The sequence below is a fragment of the Kribbella sp. WER1 genome (assembly GCF_054189145.1).
In genome coordinates this window covers 162676-182910 of sequence record NZ_CM135186.1, presented here as the reverse complement: position 1 = coordinate 182910, position 20235 = coordinate 162676, and the positions used below count along the sequence as shown (strand labels likewise).

Annotated in this window: 18 protein-coding genes; 8 read left to right on the top strand and 10 right to left on the bottom strand. The window is 68.8% G+C overall.

What is annotated here, in order from left to right; genetic code table 11:
* Window positions 1–17: 17 nt before the first annotated feature.
* A complete protein-coding gene (locus ACXJJ3_RS00830; RefSeq protein WP_458167856.1) occupies window positions 18–722 on the top strand; it encodes a TetR/AcrR family transcriptional regulator C-terminal domain-containing protein in 705 nt (234 codons plus the stop codon).
* Here the strand turns inward: ACXJJ3_RS00830 and ACXJJ3_RS00825 are convergent.
* Window positions 688–1584 (bottom strand): AraC family transcriptional regulator, encoded by an 897-nt coding sequence (locus ACXJJ3_RS00825; RefSeq protein WP_458167855.1) that lies wholly within the window; start codon window positions 1582–1584, stop codon window positions 688–690. The two genes, ACXJJ3_RS00830 and ACXJJ3_RS00825, sit on opposite strands and share 35 nt — an antisense overlap.
* A 123-nt stretch (window positions 1585–1707) precedes the next feature.
* Here ACXJJ3_RS00825 and ACXJJ3_RS00820 point away from each other — a divergent pair, with 123 nt between their 5' ends.
* From ACXJJ3_RS00820 to ACXJJ3_RS00800, 5 genes are all read left to right on the top strand, one after another.
* On the top strand, window positions 1708–4461 hold the full coding sequence (locus tag ACXJJ3_RS00820; protein WP_458167854.1) for a family 78 glycoside hydrolase catalytic domain: 2754 nt from the start codon (window positions 1708–1710) through the stop codon (window positions 4459–4461).
* A gap of 80 nt (window positions 4462–4541) precedes the next feature.
* Window positions 4542–5867 (top strand): ABC transporter substrate-binding protein, encoded by a 1326-nt coding sequence (locus tag ACXJJ3_RS00815; protein ID WP_458167853.1) that lies wholly within the window; start codon window positions 4542–4544, stop codon window positions 5865–5867.
* A 5-nt stretch (window positions 5868–5872) separates the two neighbouring features.
* Window positions 5873–6790 carry a carbohydrate ABC transporter permease gene (locus tag ACXJJ3_RS00810; protein ID WP_458167852.1) on the top strand — a complete coding sequence of 306 codons (918 nt, stop codon included), beginning with the start codon at window positions 5873–5875 and terminating at the stop codon, window positions 6788–6790.
* Between the two features lie 5 nt (window positions 6791–6795).
* Complete coding sequence (locus ACXJJ3_RS00805; protein WP_458172008.1) at window positions 6796–7644, top strand: carbohydrate ABC transporter permease; 849 nt, start codon at window positions 6796–6798, stop codon at window positions 7642–7644.
* A gap of 58 nt (window positions 7645–7702) precedes the next feature.
* A complete protein-coding gene (locus ACXJJ3_RS00800) occupies window positions 7703–8770 on the top strand; it encodes a GDSL-type esterase/lipase family protein (RefSeq protein WP_458167851.1) in 1068 nt (355 codons plus the stop codon).
* Window position 8771: 1 nt separating this feature from the next.
* Here ACXJJ3_RS00800 and ACXJJ3_RS00795 read toward each other — a convergent pair whose 3' ends face one another.
* Both ACXJJ3_RS00795 and ACXJJ3_RS00790 read right to left on the bottom strand, forming a co-directional pair.
* Window positions 8772–9395 carry a methyltransferase domain-containing protein gene (locus tag ACXJJ3_RS00795; protein ID WP_458167850.1) on the bottom strand — a complete coding sequence of 208 codons (624 nt, stop codon included), beginning with the start codon at window positions 9393–9395 and terminating at the stop codon, window positions 8772–8774.
* Window positions 9392–10525: an aminotransferase class V-fold PLP-dependent enzyme gene (locus tag ACXJJ3_RS00790; RefSeq protein WP_458167848.1), complete on the bottom strand. Its 1134-nt coding sequence runs from the start codon at window positions 10523–10525 to the stop codon at window positions 9392–9394. Before ACXJJ3_RS00790 ends, ACXJJ3_RS00795 begins: the two co-directional genes overlap by 4 nt.
* Window positions 10526–10551: 26 nt before the next feature.
* Here ACXJJ3_RS00790 and ACXJJ3_RS00785 point away from each other — a divergent pair, with 26 nt between their 5' ends.
* Together ACXJJ3_RS00785 and ACXJJ3_RS00780 are read left to right on the top strand one after the other, a co-directional pair.
* Window positions 10552–11304 carry a glycerophosphodiester phosphodiesterase gene (locus ACXJJ3_RS00785; RefSeq protein ID WP_458167847.1) on the top strand — a complete coding sequence of 251 codons (753 nt, stop codon included), beginning with the start codon at window positions 10552–10554 and terminating at the stop codon, window positions 11302–11304.
* Between the two features lie 16 nt (window positions 11305–11320).
* Window positions 11321–12694 (top strand): MFS transporter, encoded by a 1374-nt coding sequence (locus ACXJJ3_RS00780; RefSeq protein ID WP_458167846.1) that lies wholly within the window; start codon window positions 11321–11323, stop codon window positions 12692–12694.
* An 18-nt stretch (window positions 12695–12712) separates the two neighbouring features.
* Here the strand turns inward: ACXJJ3_RS00780 and ACXJJ3_RS00775 are convergent, their stop codons facing one another.
* The 7 genes from ACXJJ3_RS00775 to ACXJJ3_RS00745 all read right to left on the bottom strand — a co-directional run bounded on the left by ACXJJ3_RS00775 (window position 12713) and on the right by ACXJJ3_RS00745 (window position 20223).
* Entirely contained in the window at window positions 12713–14110 is a 1398-nt protein-coding gene (locus tag ACXJJ3_RS00775; protein ID WP_458167845.1) for a polysaccharide lyase 6 family protein, read from the bottom strand.
* A 10-nt stretch (window positions 14111–14120) separates the two neighbouring features.
* Window positions 14121–14948 carry a helix-turn-helix domain-containing protein gene (locus ACXJJ3_RS00770; RefSeq protein ID WP_458167844.1) on the bottom strand — a complete coding sequence of 276 codons (828 nt, stop codon included), beginning with the start codon at window positions 14946–14948 and terminating at the stop codon, window positions 14121–14123.
* Window positions 14949–14956: 8 nt separating this feature from the next.
* Window positions 14957–16378, bottom strand: a complete 1422-nt coding sequence (locus ACXJJ3_RS00765) for a polysaccharide lyase 6 family protein (protein ID WP_458167843.1) — start codon at window positions 16376–16378, stop codon at window positions 14957–14959.
* A 3-nt stretch (window positions 16379–16381) separates the two neighbouring features.
* Window positions 16382–17248: a carbohydrate ABC transporter permease gene (locus tag ACXJJ3_RS00760; protein WP_458167841.1), complete on the bottom strand. Its 867-nt coding sequence runs from the start codon at window positions 17246–17248 to the stop codon at window positions 16382–16384.
* Window positions 17245–18201 carry a carbohydrate ABC transporter permease gene (locus ACXJJ3_RS00755; RefSeq protein WP_458167839.1) on the bottom strand — a complete coding sequence of 319 codons (957 nt, stop codon included), beginning with the start codon at window positions 18199–18201 and terminating at the stop codon, window positions 17245–17247. Before ACXJJ3_RS00755 ends, ACXJJ3_RS00760 begins: the two co-directional genes overlap by 4 nt.
* Window positions 18198–19523 (bottom strand): sugar ABC transporter substrate-binding protein, encoded by a 1326-nt coding sequence (locus ACXJJ3_RS00750; protein ID WP_458167838.1) that lies wholly within the window; start codon window positions 19521–19523, stop codon window positions 18198–18200. Before ACXJJ3_RS00750 ends, ACXJJ3_RS00755 begins: the two co-directional genes overlap by 4 nt.
* A gap of 121 nt (window positions 19524–19644) precedes the next feature.
* The gene (locus ACXJJ3_RS00745; RefSeq protein ID WP_458167837.1) at window positions 19645–20223 is read right to left on the bottom strand and encodes a TetR/AcrR family transcriptional regulator; all 579 of its coding nucleotides are present in this window, start codon (window positions 20221–20223) and stop codon (window positions 19645–19647) included.
* Window positions 20224–20235 lie beyond the last annotated feature (12 nt).

Sequence of the window (20235 nt, the reverse complement as noted above, 5' to 3'; positions counted from 1 at the left end):
GTTCGGGAGGAAACCTGATGACCGAGCTGCTCTGGGGCAAGGAACCGGTCCGCACCCGCGGCCCGAAACCCGCCATCACACTGGCCGGGATCGCCGCCGCCGGGATCGCGATCGCGGACGCCGAAGGCCTCGACGCCGTCTCCATGCAGCGCGTCGCCGACGACCTGCCGGTGACCAAGATGGCGCTGTACCGCCACGTCCCCGGCAAGACCGAGCTGGTTGCGGTGATGAGCGACCTGGCGATGGGCGAACCGCCGGAACGCCCGGACGCACCGTGGCGGGAGGTGCTGCACACCTGGGCGCACGACCTGTACGACGGATTCACCCGGCACCCGTGGCTGCTCCAGTCCACGATCGGACGCCGGCCGCTCGGACCGAACGAGCTCACCTGGATGGAACGCGGCCTCGCCGGACTCACCGACCTCGGCCTGACCGGCGGCGAGCAACTCGACTCGGTCCTGGTGATCACCAGTCACGTCCGGAACATCGCGCAGCAGTCCACGACGTTCCCCGGTCATACCACCGGGCTCACCGAGGAGGACATGCAGCGGTCGTTCGCCGAGATCCTCAGTACCGAGGCCGCCCGGTTCCCGCGGCTGACGGCCGCGATGCGCACGTCGGCCGGCAGCGAGAACCAGGGCCTGGAGTTCGGGCTGCAGCGGATCCTGGACGGTCTCGAGCTTCTGGTCAGTGGTAGAAGAGACTCGACGGCCGGAGATTGAAACGTTGCCGGTACGCCGACGCGGACAGGCCGTAGTGCGACTTGAACCGGCGGGCGAAGTAGTTCTGATCCGGCCACCCGACGGACTCCCCGATCCGGTTGATCGGCAGGTCCGTCTGCAGCAGCCGATCGGCCGCCAGCTCGACCCGGTGCCGGAACAGGTACGCCATCGGCGGCACCCCGGTGACCGACTTGAACAGCCGCACCAGGTAGCCCGGCGCGAGGTGCAGCTCGCCGGCCAGATCGGTCAGCGTCCAGTGCCGCGCCGGGTCCGCCTCCATCATCCGCATCGCGTCGACGACCGCAGGATGGGTGTACTCACGGCGTTCGTCCCGGTCTGCCACGGTCCGGGCGATGCAGCTCAGGTACAGCGCGAGCCAGCCGATCACCTCGCCGCGGTGCCGGCTCAGCGGCTGGTTGCGTAGCTCGCGCAGCCCGTCGAGGTGCCCGAGCGCCTCCAGCATCGCCTGCGGATCGAGGTGTGTGGAGAGCATTCCGCGACGCTCCGCCGAGAACGGTCCGGTCCACAGCAGGTAGCCCAGCAGCGGATCCTCCCGCGCCCAGGCAAGTTCGCGGCGTACCAGGTCGGCCGAGAAACAGCAGTTGTAGACCTCGAGCGACCGGCAGTCGACGTACTCGTGCCAGACCCCCGGCCGCAGCAGGATCGCGTCGCCGCGACGTAGCCGCCGGCGGCCGGCGAGGCTGTGGTGGACGCCCTCGCCGCCGACCACGAGCAGCAGCTCGAAGAAGCTGTGGGTGTGCAGCGGATGACTGTCCTCGTGCACGTGCGTGCCGGCGTGGACGACCGTGCCCTCGACGAAGTGCAGGACGGTCCCACGGGTTGTCACCGGCTCGTCGGGCATGCCTCAAGATACGAGGCGAGGTGCAGATCGTGCTAGGGCGAGTGCACATCGGGCTAGTGGCGGCGGAGGGTCGGTCGCAGGATCGGTACATCCAGTGAATCGTTTCATTACGGTTGGAGCCACATGTCGCATCTCGCCGCACCCACCGCCCTCCGCTTCGAGCACCTCACCGCTCCCGTCGTCGGGACCGGTACCGCGAGCCCGCGGATCTCCTGGCAGGTCCCGGCCGCGGACGACGGCTACGCCCAGACGGCGTACGAGGTCGAGGTCACCCGCGACACCACCCAGGTCTTTACCGTCCAGTCCCCCGACCAGGTGCTGGTGCCCTGGCCGGCCGAGCCGCTCGGCTCCCGCGAGTCCGCGCAGATCCGCGTCCGGGTCCGCGGTACCGGCGACTGGAGCGAGTGGAGCGAGCCCGGATCCGTCGAGGCCGGGCTGCTCACGCCCGACGACTGGACCGCACGGTTCGTCAGCCCGCACGACAACCCGCACGGCTCCCCCGCCCCGCTGGTCGCCGGTTCGGCGGACCTCCCGGAAGGCGTCGTCAAGGCCCGCCTGTACGCGACGGCGTACGGCGTGTACCTGCCCGAGCTCAACGGGCAGCGCGTCGGCAGCGAGGAGCTCGCGCCCGGGTGGACGGCGTACCAGTACCGGCTGCGCTACCAGACGTACGACGTGACCGAGCTTGTTCGCCCTGGTGAGAACACGCTCGAGTTCCTGCTCGGTAACGCGTGGTACCGCGGCCGGATCGGGTTCCACGACCAAACGCAGCTGTACGGCGACCGCCTCGCCGTCCTCGCCCAGCTCGAGGTCACCACCGAGGACGGCCAGGTCCACACGTACGGCAGCGACGGCGCCTGGACGTCCCGGGAGAGCAACGTCCTCGCCGACGACCTGTACGACGGCCAGTCCACCGACCTGCGCAGGCAGCCCGGCGAACCTGCGCCAGTGGACGTCCTCGACGCCGACCTCGCCCTGCTCGTCGCGCCCGACGGTCCGCCGGTGCGGATCACCGACGTCCTGCCTGCGGTCGAGATCACCACGTCGCCGTCCGGCAAGACCCTCGTCGACTTCGGGCAGAACCTGGTCGGCCGGATCCGGCTGAAGGTCCGCGGCGGAGCAGCCGGCGACGAGATCGTCCTGCGGCACGCGGAGGTCCTGGAGAACGGCGAACTCGGCGTCCGCCCACTCCGCACCGCCAAAGCCACCGACACCTACGTCCTGGCCGGCCCGGACGAGGTCACGCTCGACTCACCGCTCACCTTCCACGGCTTCCGGTACGCCGAGATCTCGGGCGTGAGCGACCTCCGCCTGGAGGACCTCGAGGGGATCGTGATCGGCAGCGACCTGCGCCGGACGGGCTGGTTCGAGTCGTCGAACGAGCTGCTGAACCAGTTCCACCAAAACGTGGTCTGGGGCATGCGCGGCAACTTCGTCGACGTCCCGACCGACTGCCCGCAGCGCGACGAGCGGCTCGGGTGGACCGGCGACATCCAGGTCTTCTCCCCCAGCGCGAGCTTCCTGTTCGACACCGGCGGCTTCCTCACGAACTGGCTCGCCGACCTCGCGGCCGAGCAGCAGAAGGACGGCTCGGTGCCGTTCGTCGTACCGGACGTCCTGCGCAACGAAGGCCCGGCGACGGCCGCATGGGGTGACGCCGCAACGATCGTGCCGTGGGTGCTGTACGAGCGCACCGGCGACGCCGGGCTGCTCGCGCGACAGCTGCCGAGTATGCGCGCGTGGGTCGACAAGGTGGCCGCGCTGGCCGGCAGCGACCTGCTGTGGTCGGGCGGTTTCCAGTTCGGCGACTGGCTCGACCCGACCGCGCCGCCGGAGGACGCGGCCCGCGCCAAGGCCGACCCCGACGTACTGGCCACCGCGCATCTGGCGCGCTCGGCCGAGGTGGTCGCGAAGGCCGCCGAGGTCGTCGGGCAGTCCGACCTGGCCCGCGAGTACGCCGACCTGGCGGCGCGGGTCCGGCAGGCGTTCGCGGCCGAGTACGCCACCGAGGGCGGCCGGGTATTGAGCGACTCGGCAACGAACTACGCGCTCGCCCTGCAGTGGGCGTTGCTGCCGGCCGAGAACCAGCGGCAGCGGGCCGGCGCGCGACTGGCCGACCTGGTCCGGACGTCAGGCTTCCGGATCAGTACCGGATTCGTCGGAACCCCCTTGATTGCGGACGCTCTGGCCGATTCCGGTCATCCTGACCTCGCGTACCGGCTCCTGCTACAGACAAGCTGCCCCTCTTGGCTGTACGCAGTGACGATGGGAGCGACGACGGTCTGGGAGCGGTGGGACAGCATGCTGCCCGACGGCAGCATCAACCCGGGCCAGATGACGTCGTTCAACCACTACGCCCTCGGCGCCGTCGCCGACTGGATGCACCGGCGGGTCGCCGGGCTCGCGGCGGCGGAGCCGGGCTACCGGAGCATCGACGTCCGCCCGTTGTTCACCGATCAGCTCACGAAGGCCGCCGCCAAGCACGCCACGCCGTACGGCGAGGCGTCGGTCGGCTGGTCCCGCGCGGACGGCCGGGTCACGGTCAACGTCACGGTCCCGGTCGGGTCCCGCGCCACGGTCGACGTACCCGGTCAGGACGTCGTCGAGGTCGGGCACGGGACACACGAGTGGACCGTGGACGACCCGTACGCCACCGCGCCGGCACTGCCCGCCGACGCCACGGTTCGGCAGATTGTTGACAATCTGCCGATCTGGAACGCGATCACGGCCGCCGCGATCGAGAGCGGGTTCGCCGCCGACGACGCCGCGCTCGCCGCCCGTCTCCTGCCCTACCTCGACCAGCCGGCCGGCGAGCTGGCCACCGCTTCCGGTCCCGAGGCCGTGAATGCCGCACTCGGTGCCGTCCTGCACCACTGATCGGCACTACCTGGCACTACCTGACACCCCGCATGCCCTGACCGCCCCGCTGCGACGTACATCCCCTTTTGGAGGTCACGATGAGGTTCCGCCCAGGAGCCAGCGGACTCGCACTGCTGGCAGTCTGTTCACTCACCCTCGCCGGCTGCAGCGCGGGCAGTCTCGGCTCCAGCGACTCCGGAGGCAGCGGCTCGACCGAGCTCACGTACCTGATCGGCAACCAGGACCAGGACGTGAAGGAAGGCGAGCAGATTGCCAAGGACTTCCACGCCAAGAACCCGAACATCACGGTCAAGCTGGAGACCCGTCCGGCCGGGTCCGAGGGCGACAACATCGTCAAGACCCGGCTGTCGACGGGTGACATGCCCGACGTGTTCGCCTACAACACCGGCTCGCTGTTCCAGGCGATCGCGCCGCAGAAGAACCTGGTGTCGATCAACGACGAGCCGTACGTCAAGGACCTGGACGCGAAGTTCACCCAGACCGTGACCGCCGACAACCAGGTGTACGGCGTACCGTTCGGCGGCTTCATGGGCGGCGCGGTGCTGTACAGCATCCCCGTCTACCAGAAGCTCGGGCTGACGATCCCGAAGACCTGGGCCGAGTTCATGGCCAACAACGCCAAGATCAAGGCCCCCGGCGGGATCGCCCCGGTGATCCAGACGTACGGCGAGACCTGGACGTCGCAGCTGTTCGTGCTGGGCGACTTCCACAACGTCGCGGCCGCCGAGCCGGACTTCGCCGACAAGTACACGAAGAACCAGGCGAAGTACGCGACCTCCCCGGCCGCGATCAAGGGGTTCCAGCACACCGAGGCGGTGCACGACGCGGGGTACGAGAACAAGGACTTCGCGTCCGCGAAGCTGCCGGACGGGCTGAAGATGCTTGCCACCGGCAAGGGTGCGCACTACCCGATCCTGTCCGGCGTGGTCGCGAACATGGTCGCGACGTACCCGGACGCCGCCAAGACCGTCGGACTGTTCGCGTTGCCTGGTGACGACGCGAGCAAGAACGGCCTGACGCTGTGGACCCCGGGCGGCGTGTACATCCCGAAGACCACCACCGGCGACAAGCTGGACGCGGCGAAGAAGTTCCTCGCGTTCATCGCCAGCCCGGAAGGGTGCGACTCGCAGAACAAGGCCGGCGCGCCGACCGGTCCGTACGCGGTGAAGGGCTGCAGCCTCGGGAACGACGTACCGCAGGCGATCAAGGACATGCAGCCGTACCTGGACAAGCCGGACGCGTCCAGCCTGGCGCTCGAGTTCCTGTCGCCGGTCAAGGGTCCGTCGCTGGAGCAGATCACGGTCGAGGTCGGGTCCGGGATCCGCAAGGCGAAGGACGGCGCGGCCCGGTACGACGACGACGTGAAGAAGCAGGCACAACAGCTCGGCCTGGCAGGCTGGTGAGTCGGGTGGCTGTGGTCGCGGAAGAACACGCCAAGACCGCCACTGTCACGTCCAGCACCGGCAGCAAGGTCTACCGCCCGTACTCCAACTGGTTCTACCTCCCCACCGCAATCATCTACGGCATCCTCTTCCTGGTCCCGACCTTCGCCTCGCTGTACTTCAGCCTCACCCGCTGGAGCCTGTTCGAGTCGAAGTTCATCGGCCTGGACAACTTCAAGCTGTTCTTCCAGGAGCCGCAACTGGTCAAGGGCTTCACGAACACGCTGATCTACGCGGTCGTCACCTCCGGATCGAAGGTGGTCCTCGGGCTGCTGCTCGCGGTGCTGCTCACCTCACAGATCATTGCCCGCGGCTACCTCCGCTCGGTGGTGTTCTTCCCGGTGCTGGTCTCCACGATCGGCGTCGGGCTGACCTTCACCGTGCTGATGAACCCGGACCAGGGACTGATCAACAAGTCGCTGGCGCTGCTCGGGATCCAGGGTCCCGGATGGCTCACCGACCCGAAGTGGGCGCTGCTGTCGGTGGCCGCGGTCGACGTCTGGAAGGGCGTCGGCCTGGCCACCCTGATCTACATCGCGGGCATCGTGTCGATCCCGCGCGAGTACATCGAGGCGGCCCGGGTGGACGGCGCCGGGTCCTGGCAGCAGTTCCTGCGGATCGTGCTGCCGCTGTCCCGGCCGGCCACGGTGACCGTGATCATCCTGTCGCTGATCGGCGGGCTGCGGTCGTTCGACCTGATCTGGGCGATGACCCGCGGCGGCCCCGGCTTCACCTCGGACGTGATCGCGTCGGTGATCTACAAGCAGTACCAGGCCGGCTTCTACGGGCTGTCCACGGCCGGCAACGTCGTCCTGTTCGTGGTCGTCACCGCGATCATCCTCCCGCTCTCGTGGTTCCTGAACCGGAAGGAGGTGGACCTGTGAGCACGATGCACATGGAACTCGTCAACCACCGGCCGGCCCGGAAGTGGGTACTGAGCGCGGTCGCGATCCTGGTGTCGATCGTGGTGTTCGTGATCCCGTTCGCGTTCATCCTGCTGACCGCGGTGAAGGACCGGACGCAGGCCGCGGACCTGAGTTTCTCCTGGCCGCACCAGTTCCGGATCGTGCAGAACTTCGTCGAGGTCGTCCGGGCCCGCGACTTCATGCTGGTGATCGCGTTCATCAACAGCACGATCCTGACCGTCGCCAGCGTCACCGGGATGGTCGTCCTGGCCGCGATGGCCGGGTTCGTGCTGCAACGCCGGAAGAGTCGCTGGAACGGGTTCATCAACTTCCTCGTGCTGGCCGGCCTGATCATCCCGCCGGCCGTGGTGCCGACGATCTGGGTGCTGCAGAAGTTCGGGCTGTTCCGGACCATGCCCGGGCTGATCCTGATCGAGATCGCCTACGGGCTGTCGTTCTGCATCCTGCTGTTCCGGGCCTTCGTCGCCACGATCCCGCGCGAGCTCGACGAGGCCGCGATCATCGACGGCGCCGGGCCGTTGAAGCTGTTCTTCCGGGTGGTGTTCCCACTGCTCAGATCGGTCATCGTCACGGTGGTCGTGGTCCAGTCCGTCAACGTCTTCAACGACTTCGTGAACCCGCTCTACTTCCTCCCCGGCGACAAGAACGCCACCGTCCAGCTGACTCTCTACAACTTCTCCAGCCAGTACTCGACGCAGTACAACTTGCTGTTCATGGACATCCTGCTGATCACGATCCCGCCGTTGATCATGTTCCTGTTCTTCAACCGGCAGATCGTCGCCGGCATGACGTCGGGGGCGATCAAGGGCTGAGCTTTCGGCCTGGATCGAAGGCGTACCACCGCAGGAGCCCGGCTGGGACAGTGCCAGGATGAGACGCTTCCTGGCCGGGCTTCTGCTGTTGCCCGCACTCTTCGTATCACTGCCCGTGTCGACCTCCGCCGCCCAGACCACGACGAAGATCATGCCGCTGGGCTCGTCCACCACCGCCGGGAGCATCCCCGGCGGCTACCGCACCGACCTGTACTGGATGCTCACTTCCGAGGGGCATCCGGTCGACTTCGTCGGGTCGGTCACCGACAGTACGCCGGCCAACCTGCCGGACCGCGACCACGAAGGCCACGGCGGCTGGGTGATCGACCAGCTGACCGCGATCGCCGCCGACCGGATGACCACCTACCAGCCGGACGTCGTGCTGCTGCACGCCGGCGCCAACGACGTCCTGCAGAACCTCAACCTGGCGACCGCTCCGGCGCGACTGGAGAACCTGATCCGGACCATGCTCACCGTCCGCCCGAACCTCGCCGTGTACGTCGCGACCGTCGGTCCGATGACCGACGCCGCCACCAACGCGCGGGCCGCGGCGTTCAACAACCAGCTCCCGTTCGTCGTCGCCAAGCTCGCCGGTGAAGGGGCGAAGGTCCGGTTCGTCGACACCCGCAGCGCGCTGCCGGCGAGTGACGTGATGGCCGACGGCATCCACCTCACGCACAGCGGCAACAGCAAGCTCGCCGCCCAGTGGTACGCCGCCCTCGAAGGCTCGCCGATCGCCCGGTTCGAGGCAGAGACCGCGGCGTTCACCGGCAAGGCGCACAGCGCGACCACCCTGGTCGCGTCGGGGAACGGGAAGGCCGGCTGGATCGACGACGCGACGAGCTCGGCGACGATCACGGTCAACGCGCCGTACGCCGGCACCTTCCGCGTCTTCATCCGCAGCGGCAACGGCGCCGGTACGACGTGCTCGCACACGCTCAGCGTCAACGGCGGCGCGGGCAAGGTCGTCGAGTACCCGTCGTACGGCTGGGAGAACTGGACACAGCAGGCGCTCGACGTACCGCTGAACGCGGGCGCGAACACCTTCAGGTTCACCTACCGCACGTGCTTCGCCGAGATCGACGACCTGGACCTCGCCGTACCGGCCACCAACTGGCCGGTCTGAGCTACTCCGGCTTGCGGACGATCAGCGCGGCCTGCCCGGCGTCCTTCTCGGCGGGCAGTGCCGCGCGCGTCAACGTCGCCACCTCCACGAACCCGGCCTCCGCGAGCAGCCCGGCCACCTGCGGTACGTCGTACATGTAGACCTGCAGGTCGACGTCATGACCGTACGCGTGCGTCAGCGGCCGGCTGCCCTCGCCGACCTTGAACCCGTGCACCAGCAGCCCGCCCGGCCGCAGCACCCGGAACAGCTCCGCGAACGCCGTCGGCAGCTCCTCCCGCGGCGTGTGGACCAGCGAGTACCACGCGAGCGCCGCCGCCAGCTCCCCATCCTTCAAGGCCAGCTCGAACAGCGACCCGACCTCGAACCGGAGCTCCGGGTACTCCCTCCGCGCGACCTCGATCATCCCCGGCGTCAGATCCATCCCGAACACATCGAGACCCAGCCCGGCCAAGTACGTCGTGATCCGCCCGGTCCCGCATCCGAGATCGCCGACCGGCCCCTCGGAGACCAGTGCGGCAAAGTAGTCCAGCGCCCCGATCTCGAACGGATCGGCCCGGTGATAGTCCTTCAGGATCGCGTGATAGTCGGCGGCGGCAGTGTTGTAAGACCCTTGGATGTCGTTCACCCGAGGAGCCTAGGCAACCCCTCCGACAGTTTCTCGTAGTCGCTCAGCGCGTTGTACGCGTGCGCCGACAACCGGATGAACTTGCGGTCCTCGAACCCGGTGAACGTGATCTCCGCCTTCAGCTCCCGGGACACGCGCATCTTCAGCGCGTCCCCGCCGGACAGGTCGACCGACGCCGGCAGCTCGACCAGGCGCATCGTCGCCGGCGGGTGCGCCACCTCGGCGATGCCGGTGCCGAGCGCCTTCGCCAGCACCCGGGCGCCTTCCTCGACCAGCGCGGTCAGCTGCGGGCGGCGGGTCGCCCAGTCGAGTTCGGCCAGCACCCTCAGCGACTCCGGTGCGGCGATCCACGGCACGTAGTCGTACGTGCCCTGCATGTCGAACCGCTCCGGCATCCGCTCGTCGTACTCCGACCACGACACGATCAGCGGCATCGCCGCGGACCGCCAGCGCTCCGCGACGACCAGTCCGGCGGTCGCCCGCGGCGCGGCCGGCCACTTGTGGAAGTTGCCCGTCCAGAAGTCGGCGCCGCCGGCGGCCGGGGCGTCGATCAGGGCCGGGGCGTGCGCGCCGTCCACCACGATCGGTACGCCGCGCTCGTGGGCGGCGGCCACCAGCTCCGCGATCGGGAACACCTTCGCCGTACCGGAGGTGATCTGGTCGACGATCAGCACCGACGCGTTGTCCAGTTGCTCCGCGATCAGCGCGACGACGGTCTGGTCGTCGGCCTCCAGCGGGATCGCGACGTTCACGACCTCGGCGCCGTACTGCTTCGCGAACCGCTCGGCGGCGTACCGGACCGCGCCGTACGCGTGGTCGGTGAGCACGATCCGGCTGCCGGCCGGGATCGGCAGGGTCTGCAGCGCGACCGTCACGCCGGCGCTCGCGTTCGGGACCAGGGCGAAGCCGTCCGGGTCGGTCTCCAGGAACGCGGCCAGCGCCAGGCGGCTCGCGGTCAGGCGGTCGGCGACGGTCCGGAACCAGACCATCGGGTTGGCGTCCATCTCGGTCCGGAGACCGGCCATCACCTCCTGGGTGCGGCGCGGCACGGCGCCGTACGAACCATGGTTGAGGTGCAGAACGTCCGGATCGAGGGTCCACAGATCGGGGCGGGGGCTGAGTACCGTCACCGACCCAACGGTACATACTGCAGGTTGTGTACTCGTACCTCGTCCACGACGGACCGATCGCGATGGCGCACCGCGGCGGCGCCGACCACCCGGAGATCGCCGGCTACGAGAACTCGCTGCGCGCCTTCCAGCACGCCGTCGACCTGGGCTACCGGTACGTCGAGACCGACCTGCACGCCACCAGCGACGGCGTGGTGATCGCGTTCCACGACGACAAACTCGACCGGGTCACCGACCGTACCGGCGTGATCGCGGAGCTGCCCTGGTCGGAGGTGAGCAAGGCGCGGATCAACGGCAGCGAGCCGATCCCCCGGCTGGACGAGCTGCTCGAGCAGTTCCCGGACACCCGGTTCAACCTCGACGTCAAGGCGGAGGGCGGGCTGGAGCCGTCGGCCGCCGTACTGCGGGCCGCGAACGCGATCGACCGGGTCTGCGTCTCGTCGTTCTCGCAATCCCGGGTGAACCGGATGCGCAAGCTCCTCGGGCCGCGGCTGTGCACCGGGTACGGGCAGTGGGAGATCGCGCTGATCCGGTTCCTGCCGTTCACGCTGCCGTCGCGAGGCGCCTGCCTGCAGATCCCGGAGCGGTACGGCTCGCTGCACCTGCTGACGCCCGGGCTGATCGAGCGGGCGCATGCGCGCGGCAAGCAGGTGCACGTGTGGACCGTCGACGACGCCGACGACATCCGCCGGCTGCTCGACGCCGGGGTCGACGGGATCATCACCGATCGCACCGACATCCTGCGTGACGTGTTGATCGAGCGGGGTCAGTGGCATTGATGACACACTTCCGCGCATGGGACTTCTTTCCGCCCCGGACGGTGTGGACAAGCGCGAGTACTGGGGGTTCAGCCTCTTCGACTGGGCGAACTCCGGCTATGTCACCACCGTCGCGACCGTACTGTTCGCGCCGTACCTGACCTCGGTCGCCGAGACCGACGCCTGCGGGTACGTCGGGACCACCGACCACCCGTGCAACACCGACCTGCACGTCCTCGGGCTCGGGATCTCCCCCGGCTCGCTCGCGTTCTACGTCGTCACCGTCGCGACGCTGGCCTCCGCGCTGTTCCTGCCCGTGGTCGGGGCGATCGCGGACCGGATGGCCCGCAAGAAGCTCCTGATGTGCGGGTTCGCGTGGGCCGGATCGATCTCCGCCTGCTGCATGGTGTTCGTCGGCGGCGGCCGCTGGGAGCTCGGGGCGTTACTGCTCTTCATCGGCAACGTGTGTCTGGGGTCTGCGCTGGTCGTCTACGACTCGATCCTGATCGACATCGCTCCCCCGGACCAGCGCGACGCGGTGTCGTCACGCGCCTGGGCGTTCGGGTACGCCGGTGGCTTCCTGCTGCTCGCGATCAACCTGGCCGTCGTCACCGCGCACGACGCGCTCGGGATGAGCCAGGGCACCGCCGTACGGCTCAGCCTGCTCAGCGCGGGCGTGTGGTGGGGGCTGTTCACGATCATCCCGTTCGTCCGGCTGCGGAACCGGCCGCCGGTGAACGTCGAACAGACCGGCGGCCGCGGGCTCGTGCGGCAGAGCTTCGGGCAGCTCGCGGCCACGTTGCGGCACATCCGGTCCTTCCCGATGACGCTGCTGTTCCTGGTCGCGTACCTGTTCTTCAACGACGGGATCCAGACCGTGATCTCGGTGTCGTCGACGTACGGGGAGAAGCAGCTCGGGTTCCAGACGCAGGTGCTGATCGCGACGATCCTGATGGTGCAGTTCGTCGCGTTCTTCGGGGCGATCGTGTTCGGGCGGGTCGCGGCCCGCTACGGCGCGCACCGGACGATCACCGGCGGGCTGGTGATCTGGATGCTGATCGTGATCGCCGGGTTCCTGCTGCCGGCGCACCAGATCGCGCCGTTCCTGGCGATGGGTGTCGCGATCGGGATCGTGCTGGGCGGCACGCAGGCGCTGTCCCGGTCGGCCTTCAGCCAGCTGATCCCGAAAGGCCGCGAGGCGGAGTACTTCTCGCTCTACCAGGCCGGCGAGCGCGGGACGTCGTGGCTCGGCACCCTGGTGTTCGGTCTCGTCCACCAGGTCACCGGCTCGTACCGCCCCGCGATCGTCGCGCTGGGCATCTTCTTCGTGATCGGCCTCGCGCTGCTCACCCGCGTTGACATGCGCCGCGGCATCCGCGAGGCCGGCAACACCCAGCCGGCCGTCGTCTAGCCTCGGGATTTCACGTGGCTAGGCCGCGTTCGGGCCTACATCGGTAGCAGTCAGCGGTCGCCGGACCGGCTGCGTCGTCGAGTACTCGTCCGCACCCACGTCGTACGGCGCCGTCCGGGTTTCGCCGTCCAGATCGTCCGTCACCTGACCGGCATGGTTCAGCGCGGCCGCGTTCACCGCGGCGCTTCCCGCACCGAGCCGGTAGACCCCGTCCGATCCGGCCACCAGCTTCGGATCGGCCCGGGTGAACCCCGACGGGATGTTCCCGTTCGACGCCCCGCCCCACAGGATGTTGCCCGACCAGCTCACCCCGTCGAGGTACGGCATCGACACCAGCTGGCCGCTCTCGCCGACCAGCAGGTTGTCGGCGACCACACAACCCAGCGGCGGGACGGTCCGCTGGCTCTCCCCCGCGATCGCCTGGCTGTTGTTCCGCAGTGTGTTGAGCACGATCGTCACCCGGTCCGGGGCGTCGTTCCCGGTCCGCGAGCTCGACGGCTCGCCCGGGTAGTGGTCCCGCTCGGTCCCGCTCCCGAGGACGACGCCCGCGCTCGCGACCCCGTCCACGTAGTTGTTGACGATCAGGTGATCGTTGCCGTAGATCCGGATCCCGTTGCTCCCGGCCACCAGGTAGTTGCTCTCCACCCGGTTCGCGTTCCCGTGCCGCAGTACGATCCCGCCGACCGACGACCGGATCGTGTTGTACCGGACCGTGTTCCCGGACGACTTCACCGAGATCGCCTCGGGGTCGCCGTTGCAGCGCTCGAACAGGTTGTACTCGACGGTCGCGTCCGCCGTACTGAGCGCCCGGGCACTCACCCCGAGCCGGATCGGCTCACCGCCGTTCGCCCCGCCGTAGGTGTGGTCGCGGAAGTAGTTGCGCAGGATGTACGTCCGCTGCGCCATCGCCTCCGAACCCGGGCCGTCGATCACCAGGTAGACGCCGGCCGTGGACTTGTCGTGGAAGGTGTTCCGGTCGATCTTCGCGTCGTCGCCGCGGACCACGATCCAGTGCTGCCCGTCCGCGGTCGAGAGCTGGAAGTCGTTGCGGGTCAGCCGGATCCGCGGGCAGTCCGCCGGGATCTCCAGCGTCGTGCTCTGCCGGAACGCGAACCCGCTGAGCGTGACGTCGGAGGACCCGCTGAACACGAAGCTCTGCGCTCCGGTGAACGTCACACCACCACGGCTCTGCGCCACGATCGTGATCGGCCCCGGCCGGCCGCTGACCGTGATCGGCGACCCCGACGGTACGGCGTACGTACCGTTGGCGACCGTGATCGTGGTCCCGGCCGCCGCACTGTCGATTGCCTGCTGCAACTGCGCCAACGACGTCACCGGGGCAGCGAACGCCGGCGTTGCACCCCCAACAGCGAGCGCAACGGCTCCACTACCGATCAAGAAGGTACGACGATCCATCAGAGTCTCCTTAGTTGCTTGGGCGGTACAACTTCCGGTACTCGCTCGGGGTCACCGAACTCACCTGTCGGAAGACCTTCGAGAAATAGGACTGGTCCATCCCGACCGCGGCCGCGATCTCCTCCATCGGGCGCGCGGTCGTCGACAACTCGCGCTGGGCCCGCTCGATCTTGGCCCGTTTGATGTACTGCTTCGGCGACAGCCCGAACTCGGTCCGGAAATGCCGCAGGAACGACGGCAGGTCGTACCCGAACACCGCCGCCAGTTCCTCCACGCTCGGCAGCGTGGCGAGGTTGTCCTGGATGTACTTGACAATCCCGGACTCGGTCGTCTGCTGTGGCGACAACCGCACCGACCCGGGCGGCGCACTGTCCAGGAAGTGCGCGAACAACGCGGTCAGCGCGGACCGCATCCGCAACGGCGTGGACAGCCCGGGCGGATCCCGGTCCGCCGCACCGACCTGCTCGAACAACGCCGCCGCCTCCTCCGGCGCCTTGCTCGGCACGATGTACGGCAGCGTCATCAGCTCGCCGATGTCGCGGTCGCCGATCAGTGCCGAGAAGTGCAGCCAGTGCTTGCGGAACACGTTGTCGCTGATCGTCTCGTACGACACCGGCACGTCGGCCGGCGTGTACACGAGCTCGCCCGGCTGCGGGTACAGCTCCCGATCCCCGACGACGAGGCGCCCCTCGCCCTCGAGGATCAGGTACAGCCGGGAGAACGGATCCGGCATCAGAGCCCGCGACCACTCGCGGTGCACCTTCGTGATCCGGGCCGCGACCACCAGGTCCAGCCGCAACCGGTCCAGGTACGACCGGATGATCTCCTGCTCTCCCACCACTTGGCTCATCGCGCGTGCGGCCCGACGTCGACCGGCGTCAACGGGCGGTACGCCGGACGCCGCGGCGAGTACTCGTCCGCGCCGACGTCCGCCGCCCGGCCGGTCCGGTGGTCACCGTCCAGGTCACGCGGTACGTCGGGGTACGCCCGAGACGCCGCGTTGATCGCCGGGCTGCCCGACGTCAGCCGGCGTACGCCGTCCGTCCCGGGTGCGAGCCGCGGGTCGACGCGGGTGAAGGCCGCGGCGGGGGCGTTGCCGTCCGTGCCCTGTCCCCAGTGAATGTTGCCCGACCAGGCGATGCCGTCCTGGAACGGCATGTTCACCATCTCTCCGCTGTCTGCCACCAGCAGATTGTCCGTCACGGCGCAGCCGAGCGGCGGCAGGGTCCGGTGGCTCTCGCCGACGATCCCGGACTCGCAGTCCAGGACGGTGTTCAGCGCGATCGTCACGCGGTCCGGCGCGTCGTTGCCGGTACGGGACTTCGACGGCTCGCCCGGGTAGTGGTCCCGGACGCTGCCGCTGCCGAGGACGACGCCGGCGTTGCTGATCTTCTCGACGTAGTTGTTGACGATCAGGTGGTCGTTGCCGTAGATCCGGATCCCGTTCTGGCCCGACAGCAGGTAGTTGCCCTCGACCCGGGTTCCGTTGCCGTGCCGCAGCACGATGCCGCCCATGCTGTCGCGGAACGTGTTGTGCCGCACGGTGTTCCCGGACGACTTCACCGAGATCGCCTCGGGGTCGCCGTTGCAGCGCTCGAACAGGTTCTGCTCGACGACCGCCCCGGCCGTCGACAGCGCCCGCGGGCTGACCCCGAGCCGGATCGGCTCGCCGCCGTTGTCTCCGGGGAACGTGTGGTCGCGGAAGTAGTTGTGGTGGATCCGCACCCCGACCGCCATCTGGTCGGTCCCCGCGCCTTCGATGCCGAGGTAGATGCCGAGCCTCGACTTTTCGTGGAACTCGTTGTGGTCGAACTCGGTCTCGTCGCCGCGGATCATCACCCAGTGCAGGCCCTCGACATCGGCCAGCTGGAAGTCGTTCCGGGTCAGCCGGATCCGCTTGCAGTCCGGCGGCACGTCGAACGTCGCGGTCTGCCCGCGGAACGCGAACCCACTGATCGTCACGTCCGACGACGCACTCAGCACGAAGCCGGCCGCGCCCTGCAGCACCACGCCGCCCACCGACTGCGCCCGCAGCACGATCGGCGCGTCACACGTCCCGCGCTTCCCGGTGATCGCAATCGGCTCCGTGACGTCATAGGTGCCGTCAGCAACCGTCACCACCGCCCCAGCCGTCGCCGCGGCGATCGCCGCGCGCAGCTCCTCCACCGAACGAACCAGCCGTGGTCCGGCCATCGCCGGAAGCGTTCCGGCGGCCGTCAGACCGACGCCGGCCACACCGGTCGTCATCAGAAAGGTACGACGATCCATGTCTCACCCCTTGAGTGCGCCGGAGGTCAGCCCCCGGGCGAACGAACGTTGGAAGAAGAGGAACACCAGCACGGAAGGAAGCAAGGCGAGCAGCGACGCCGCGAGCACCACGCCGGGCGTGACCGCCGGGTCGATCCGCAACGTCCGCAGCGCGAGCGGCAGCGTGTACGCCTTCGAGTTCTGCGCGACCAGCAGCGGCAGCAGGTACTGGTCCCAGATCATCGTGAACCCGAACACCCCGATCACCCCGAGCGCCGGCTTGCACAGCGGCAGGATGATCTGCCCGAAGATCCGGAACTCGCCGGCGCCGTCGATCCGCGCCGCCTCCTCGAGCTCGGGCGGCACGTCTTTCATGAACTCGGTCATCACCAGGATCGAGAACGCCCACGCGCCGAGCGGGACGATCATCCCGGCGAGCGTGCCCATCAGGTTCAGGTGCACGAGCGGCAGGTCGGCGAGGACGAGCGTGAGCGGCAGCGCGAGGATCTCCTCGGGCAGCATCATCGTGGCCAGGATCGCGACCATCACCAGCGTCATCAGCGGGAACTTCTTCCGCGCCAGCGCGTACCCCGCCAGCACGGACACCGCCACCTGCAGCAGCAGCCCGAACCCGACGACGAAGAACGAGTTCAGCAGGTACCGCAGGACCCCGTGGTCGAACGCGATCCGGAAGTTGTCCAGCGTCGGCGTCTTCGGTACGACGCTCAGCTGGGTCGGGTCCGACACGTGGTTGAACGAGCCGACCAGCAGCGCCAGCAACGGCCCGGCGAAGATTGTGAACAATCCGACGTAGACGACGAACTTCGCGATCCGGGCGCCGACGCCCTTGCTCTCGGTCAGCCCGAGCGCGGTCTCGGTGGCAGCACTCATGCGGATCTCCTCCGTCGCAGCAGCTGGACGCACACGGTCAGCACGAGCGTCGCGGCGAACAGCAGCACCGCACCGGCCGAGCCGACGCCGAGCCGGCTCTGCTCCAGGCCCAGCTTGTAGATCAGCGTCATCACGACCTCGGTCGAGCCGTTCGGCCCGCCGTTGGTCAGCAGGAACACCTCGGTGAACGTCCGGAACCCACGCACCGCGGCCAGCACGAACAGGATCGCGAACACCGGCCGCAACCCGGGCAGCGTGACGTGCAGGATCCGCTTCCAGGTCGACGCCCCGTCGACGGTCGCGGCCTCGTACAGCCCGCGGTCGATCCCCGCCAGCCCGGCCAGGAAGATCATCATGTCGTACGGCGCCCCGCGCCAGATCCCGGTCACCGCGATCGACGCCAGCGACGTGTGTGGGTCGTTGATGAACCCGGACGGCCCGAGCCCGATCAGCCCGATCACCTGGTTGATCAGCCCGTCGCCGGTCGGGTGGTACATGATCCGCCACAGCTCCGCGGTGACGGCCAGCGGTACGACGACCGGCAGGAACGCGGCCGACCGGATGAAGCTCAGCTTGCGGGTCTGTCCCTCGACGAGCAGCGCCAGGCAGAACCCGAGGATCATCGAGCCGGCCGTCTGCCCGACCGCGAGGACCACCGTGTTCCAGGCCGCCGAGCGGAACCCGTCGTCGCCGAGGATCTCGGCGTAGTTCGCGCCGCCGACCCACCGGTTGCCGAGGTACGGGCGGACCTCCTGCACCGACATCCCGATCGCCTGCGCCATCGGGATGAACTTGAAGTACACGAACAGCACGAGCGCCGGGGCGAGGAACAGCCAGGGGATCCACCACTGGCCGTTGCGCCTGTGTCCCCGCCTCAGCGGACCGCGCGGGCCGGCGGCCACCGGCGCGGGGCGCGCCGGGGCCGTCGACCGCGTTGCTTCCCGAACACTCACGACGCGCCGATGCCCTGCTGGTTCAGCGTGTCACCGAGCTTCTGGTCGAGCTTCTTCAGCTCGGAGTCCAGGTCCAGGCCGCAGTCCGCGATCAGCGCGTTCACGGTGTCTGCGGCGCTCTGCCGGATCGGCGTCCAGTTCGGCACCGACGGCGCGTAGCGGCCGTGCTCCTTGTACACGTCGGCGTACAGCTTCCAGCGGGGGTCGGGGCGGACCGTGCTGATGTCGACGTTCTTGTTCACCGGCAGCTGCACGATGAACGCCTTCTCGCCCTCCATGCCGACCTTCTGCCCGGCCTCGGAGATCGCGTACGACGCGAACGCGTTCTGCGCGGCCTCGTTCTTGGAGCCCGCCATCAGGTAGACGCTGCCGCCCTCGGCCAGCACCGTCGAGTCCTTCGGACCCTGCGGCATCGCGACGACCTCGTACTTGTCCTTGCCGAGCGAGGCGTCGAAGCGCGGCATCAGGTACGGGCCGACGACGTACATGCCGGTCTTGCCGGCCTCGAACGTCTCGTTGGTGGGCGGCGTGTCCATCGTCGCGGCGCCCGGCTGGATCACCTTCGACGTACAGGCCAGGTCACGGAACCACTTGGTCGCGGCCTCGGACTCCGGCGTCGTCATCGCGGGCTTGTACTTGCCGTCGGCACCCTTGGCGACGAAGTCGCCGCCGCCGGCCCAGAGGAAGTTCGAGAAGTACCAGGAGGCGTACCCGCGCTTGGTCGAGCCGGGGACGGCCAGCCCGTAGGTGTCGGCCTTGCCGTTGCCGTCCGGGTCCTGGGTGGTGAAGGCCTTCGCCAGGGTGACCAGCTGGTCCCAGGTCGTTGGTGCGGGCAGCTTGACCTTCTTCAGCCAGTCCTTGCGGATCAGCAGCGCGGAGGCCTGCGCGGAATACGGGACGCCGTACGTCTTGCCATCGGTCGCGCGGGCCGCGGCCAGGGCCGGCTCGAGCAGCTGGTCGCTGCCCTTGATCTGGGACATGTCGACCTCGCGGACGATGCCCTGGCCGACCATCGTGCCGAGCTGCGAGGAGTCGTTCATCACGATGTCCGGCAGGTCCTTCTGCGCGGCGCGCTGAGCCAGCTTGGTCTCGAAGTCGTCGAAGATCGCGGTGACCTCGACCTTCTGCCCGGTCTGCTGCTCGAAGGCGGCGGCGAGCTTCTTCATGCCCTTCTCGCCGTCACCGCCCGGCGTGGTCCGGGCCCACAGCTCGAGCGGCGCCTTCGGATCCTGCTCCGCCTTGGCGGCTCCGCTCGTACCGCAGGCGGCCAGCGTCAGGGCGACCCCCACCCCCGCGGCCAGGACTTTGAATGACCTGATCACAGTCGTGCCAACTTCCGTCTCGAGAGGCCAGATTTGTACTTTTTGGGCCTCATTTCGTCGGAAGATAGCGCTTTCCAAGCGCGGACGTCAATGACTCATCGGATCTCTGCCGGGGTTCGGGTCAGGCCGGGACGACGGAACCGACGAAGCCGCGGACCTGGTCCACGGTCGGCCGGACGCCGGTCCGGTCGGCGAACAGCAGGTGCGTCGAGCCGATCAGCGTGAGCCCGAGAACGTCGGTGTCGGCACCGGCCGGGATCCGGCCGTACGCCTGCTCCGCGGCCAGGTAGTCGCGGAGCACCTGACCCGCCTCGCTCAGGATCGGCACGCCAGTCGGAATGTCCTCCCGGAGCCGCGCCCGCAGCCCGTCCCGCGAGATCGTCAGGCTGACGACGGCGACGGCGACCGACCCGAACAGGTCGGTCAGCATCTCGGTCAGATTCTCGACGACACTCCCCTGGCCGGCCGCCGCCAGCAGCACCTCACCCTGGGTCCGCAGCCGCCGGATCCGGTCCAGCACGAGCTCCGCCAGGAACCCGTCGAAGTCCGTGAAGTGCTTGTGCAGCAGGCCTTTCGCACACCCCGCCTCGGTCGTCACCGCCCGGCTGGTCAGCCCCTCGGGGCCCTCGCGCAACAGGACTCGCTCGGCCGCGTCGAACAGCAACTCCCGAGCATCCCGCATCGCGACACCGGTAGGCATCCGCACCGTCCT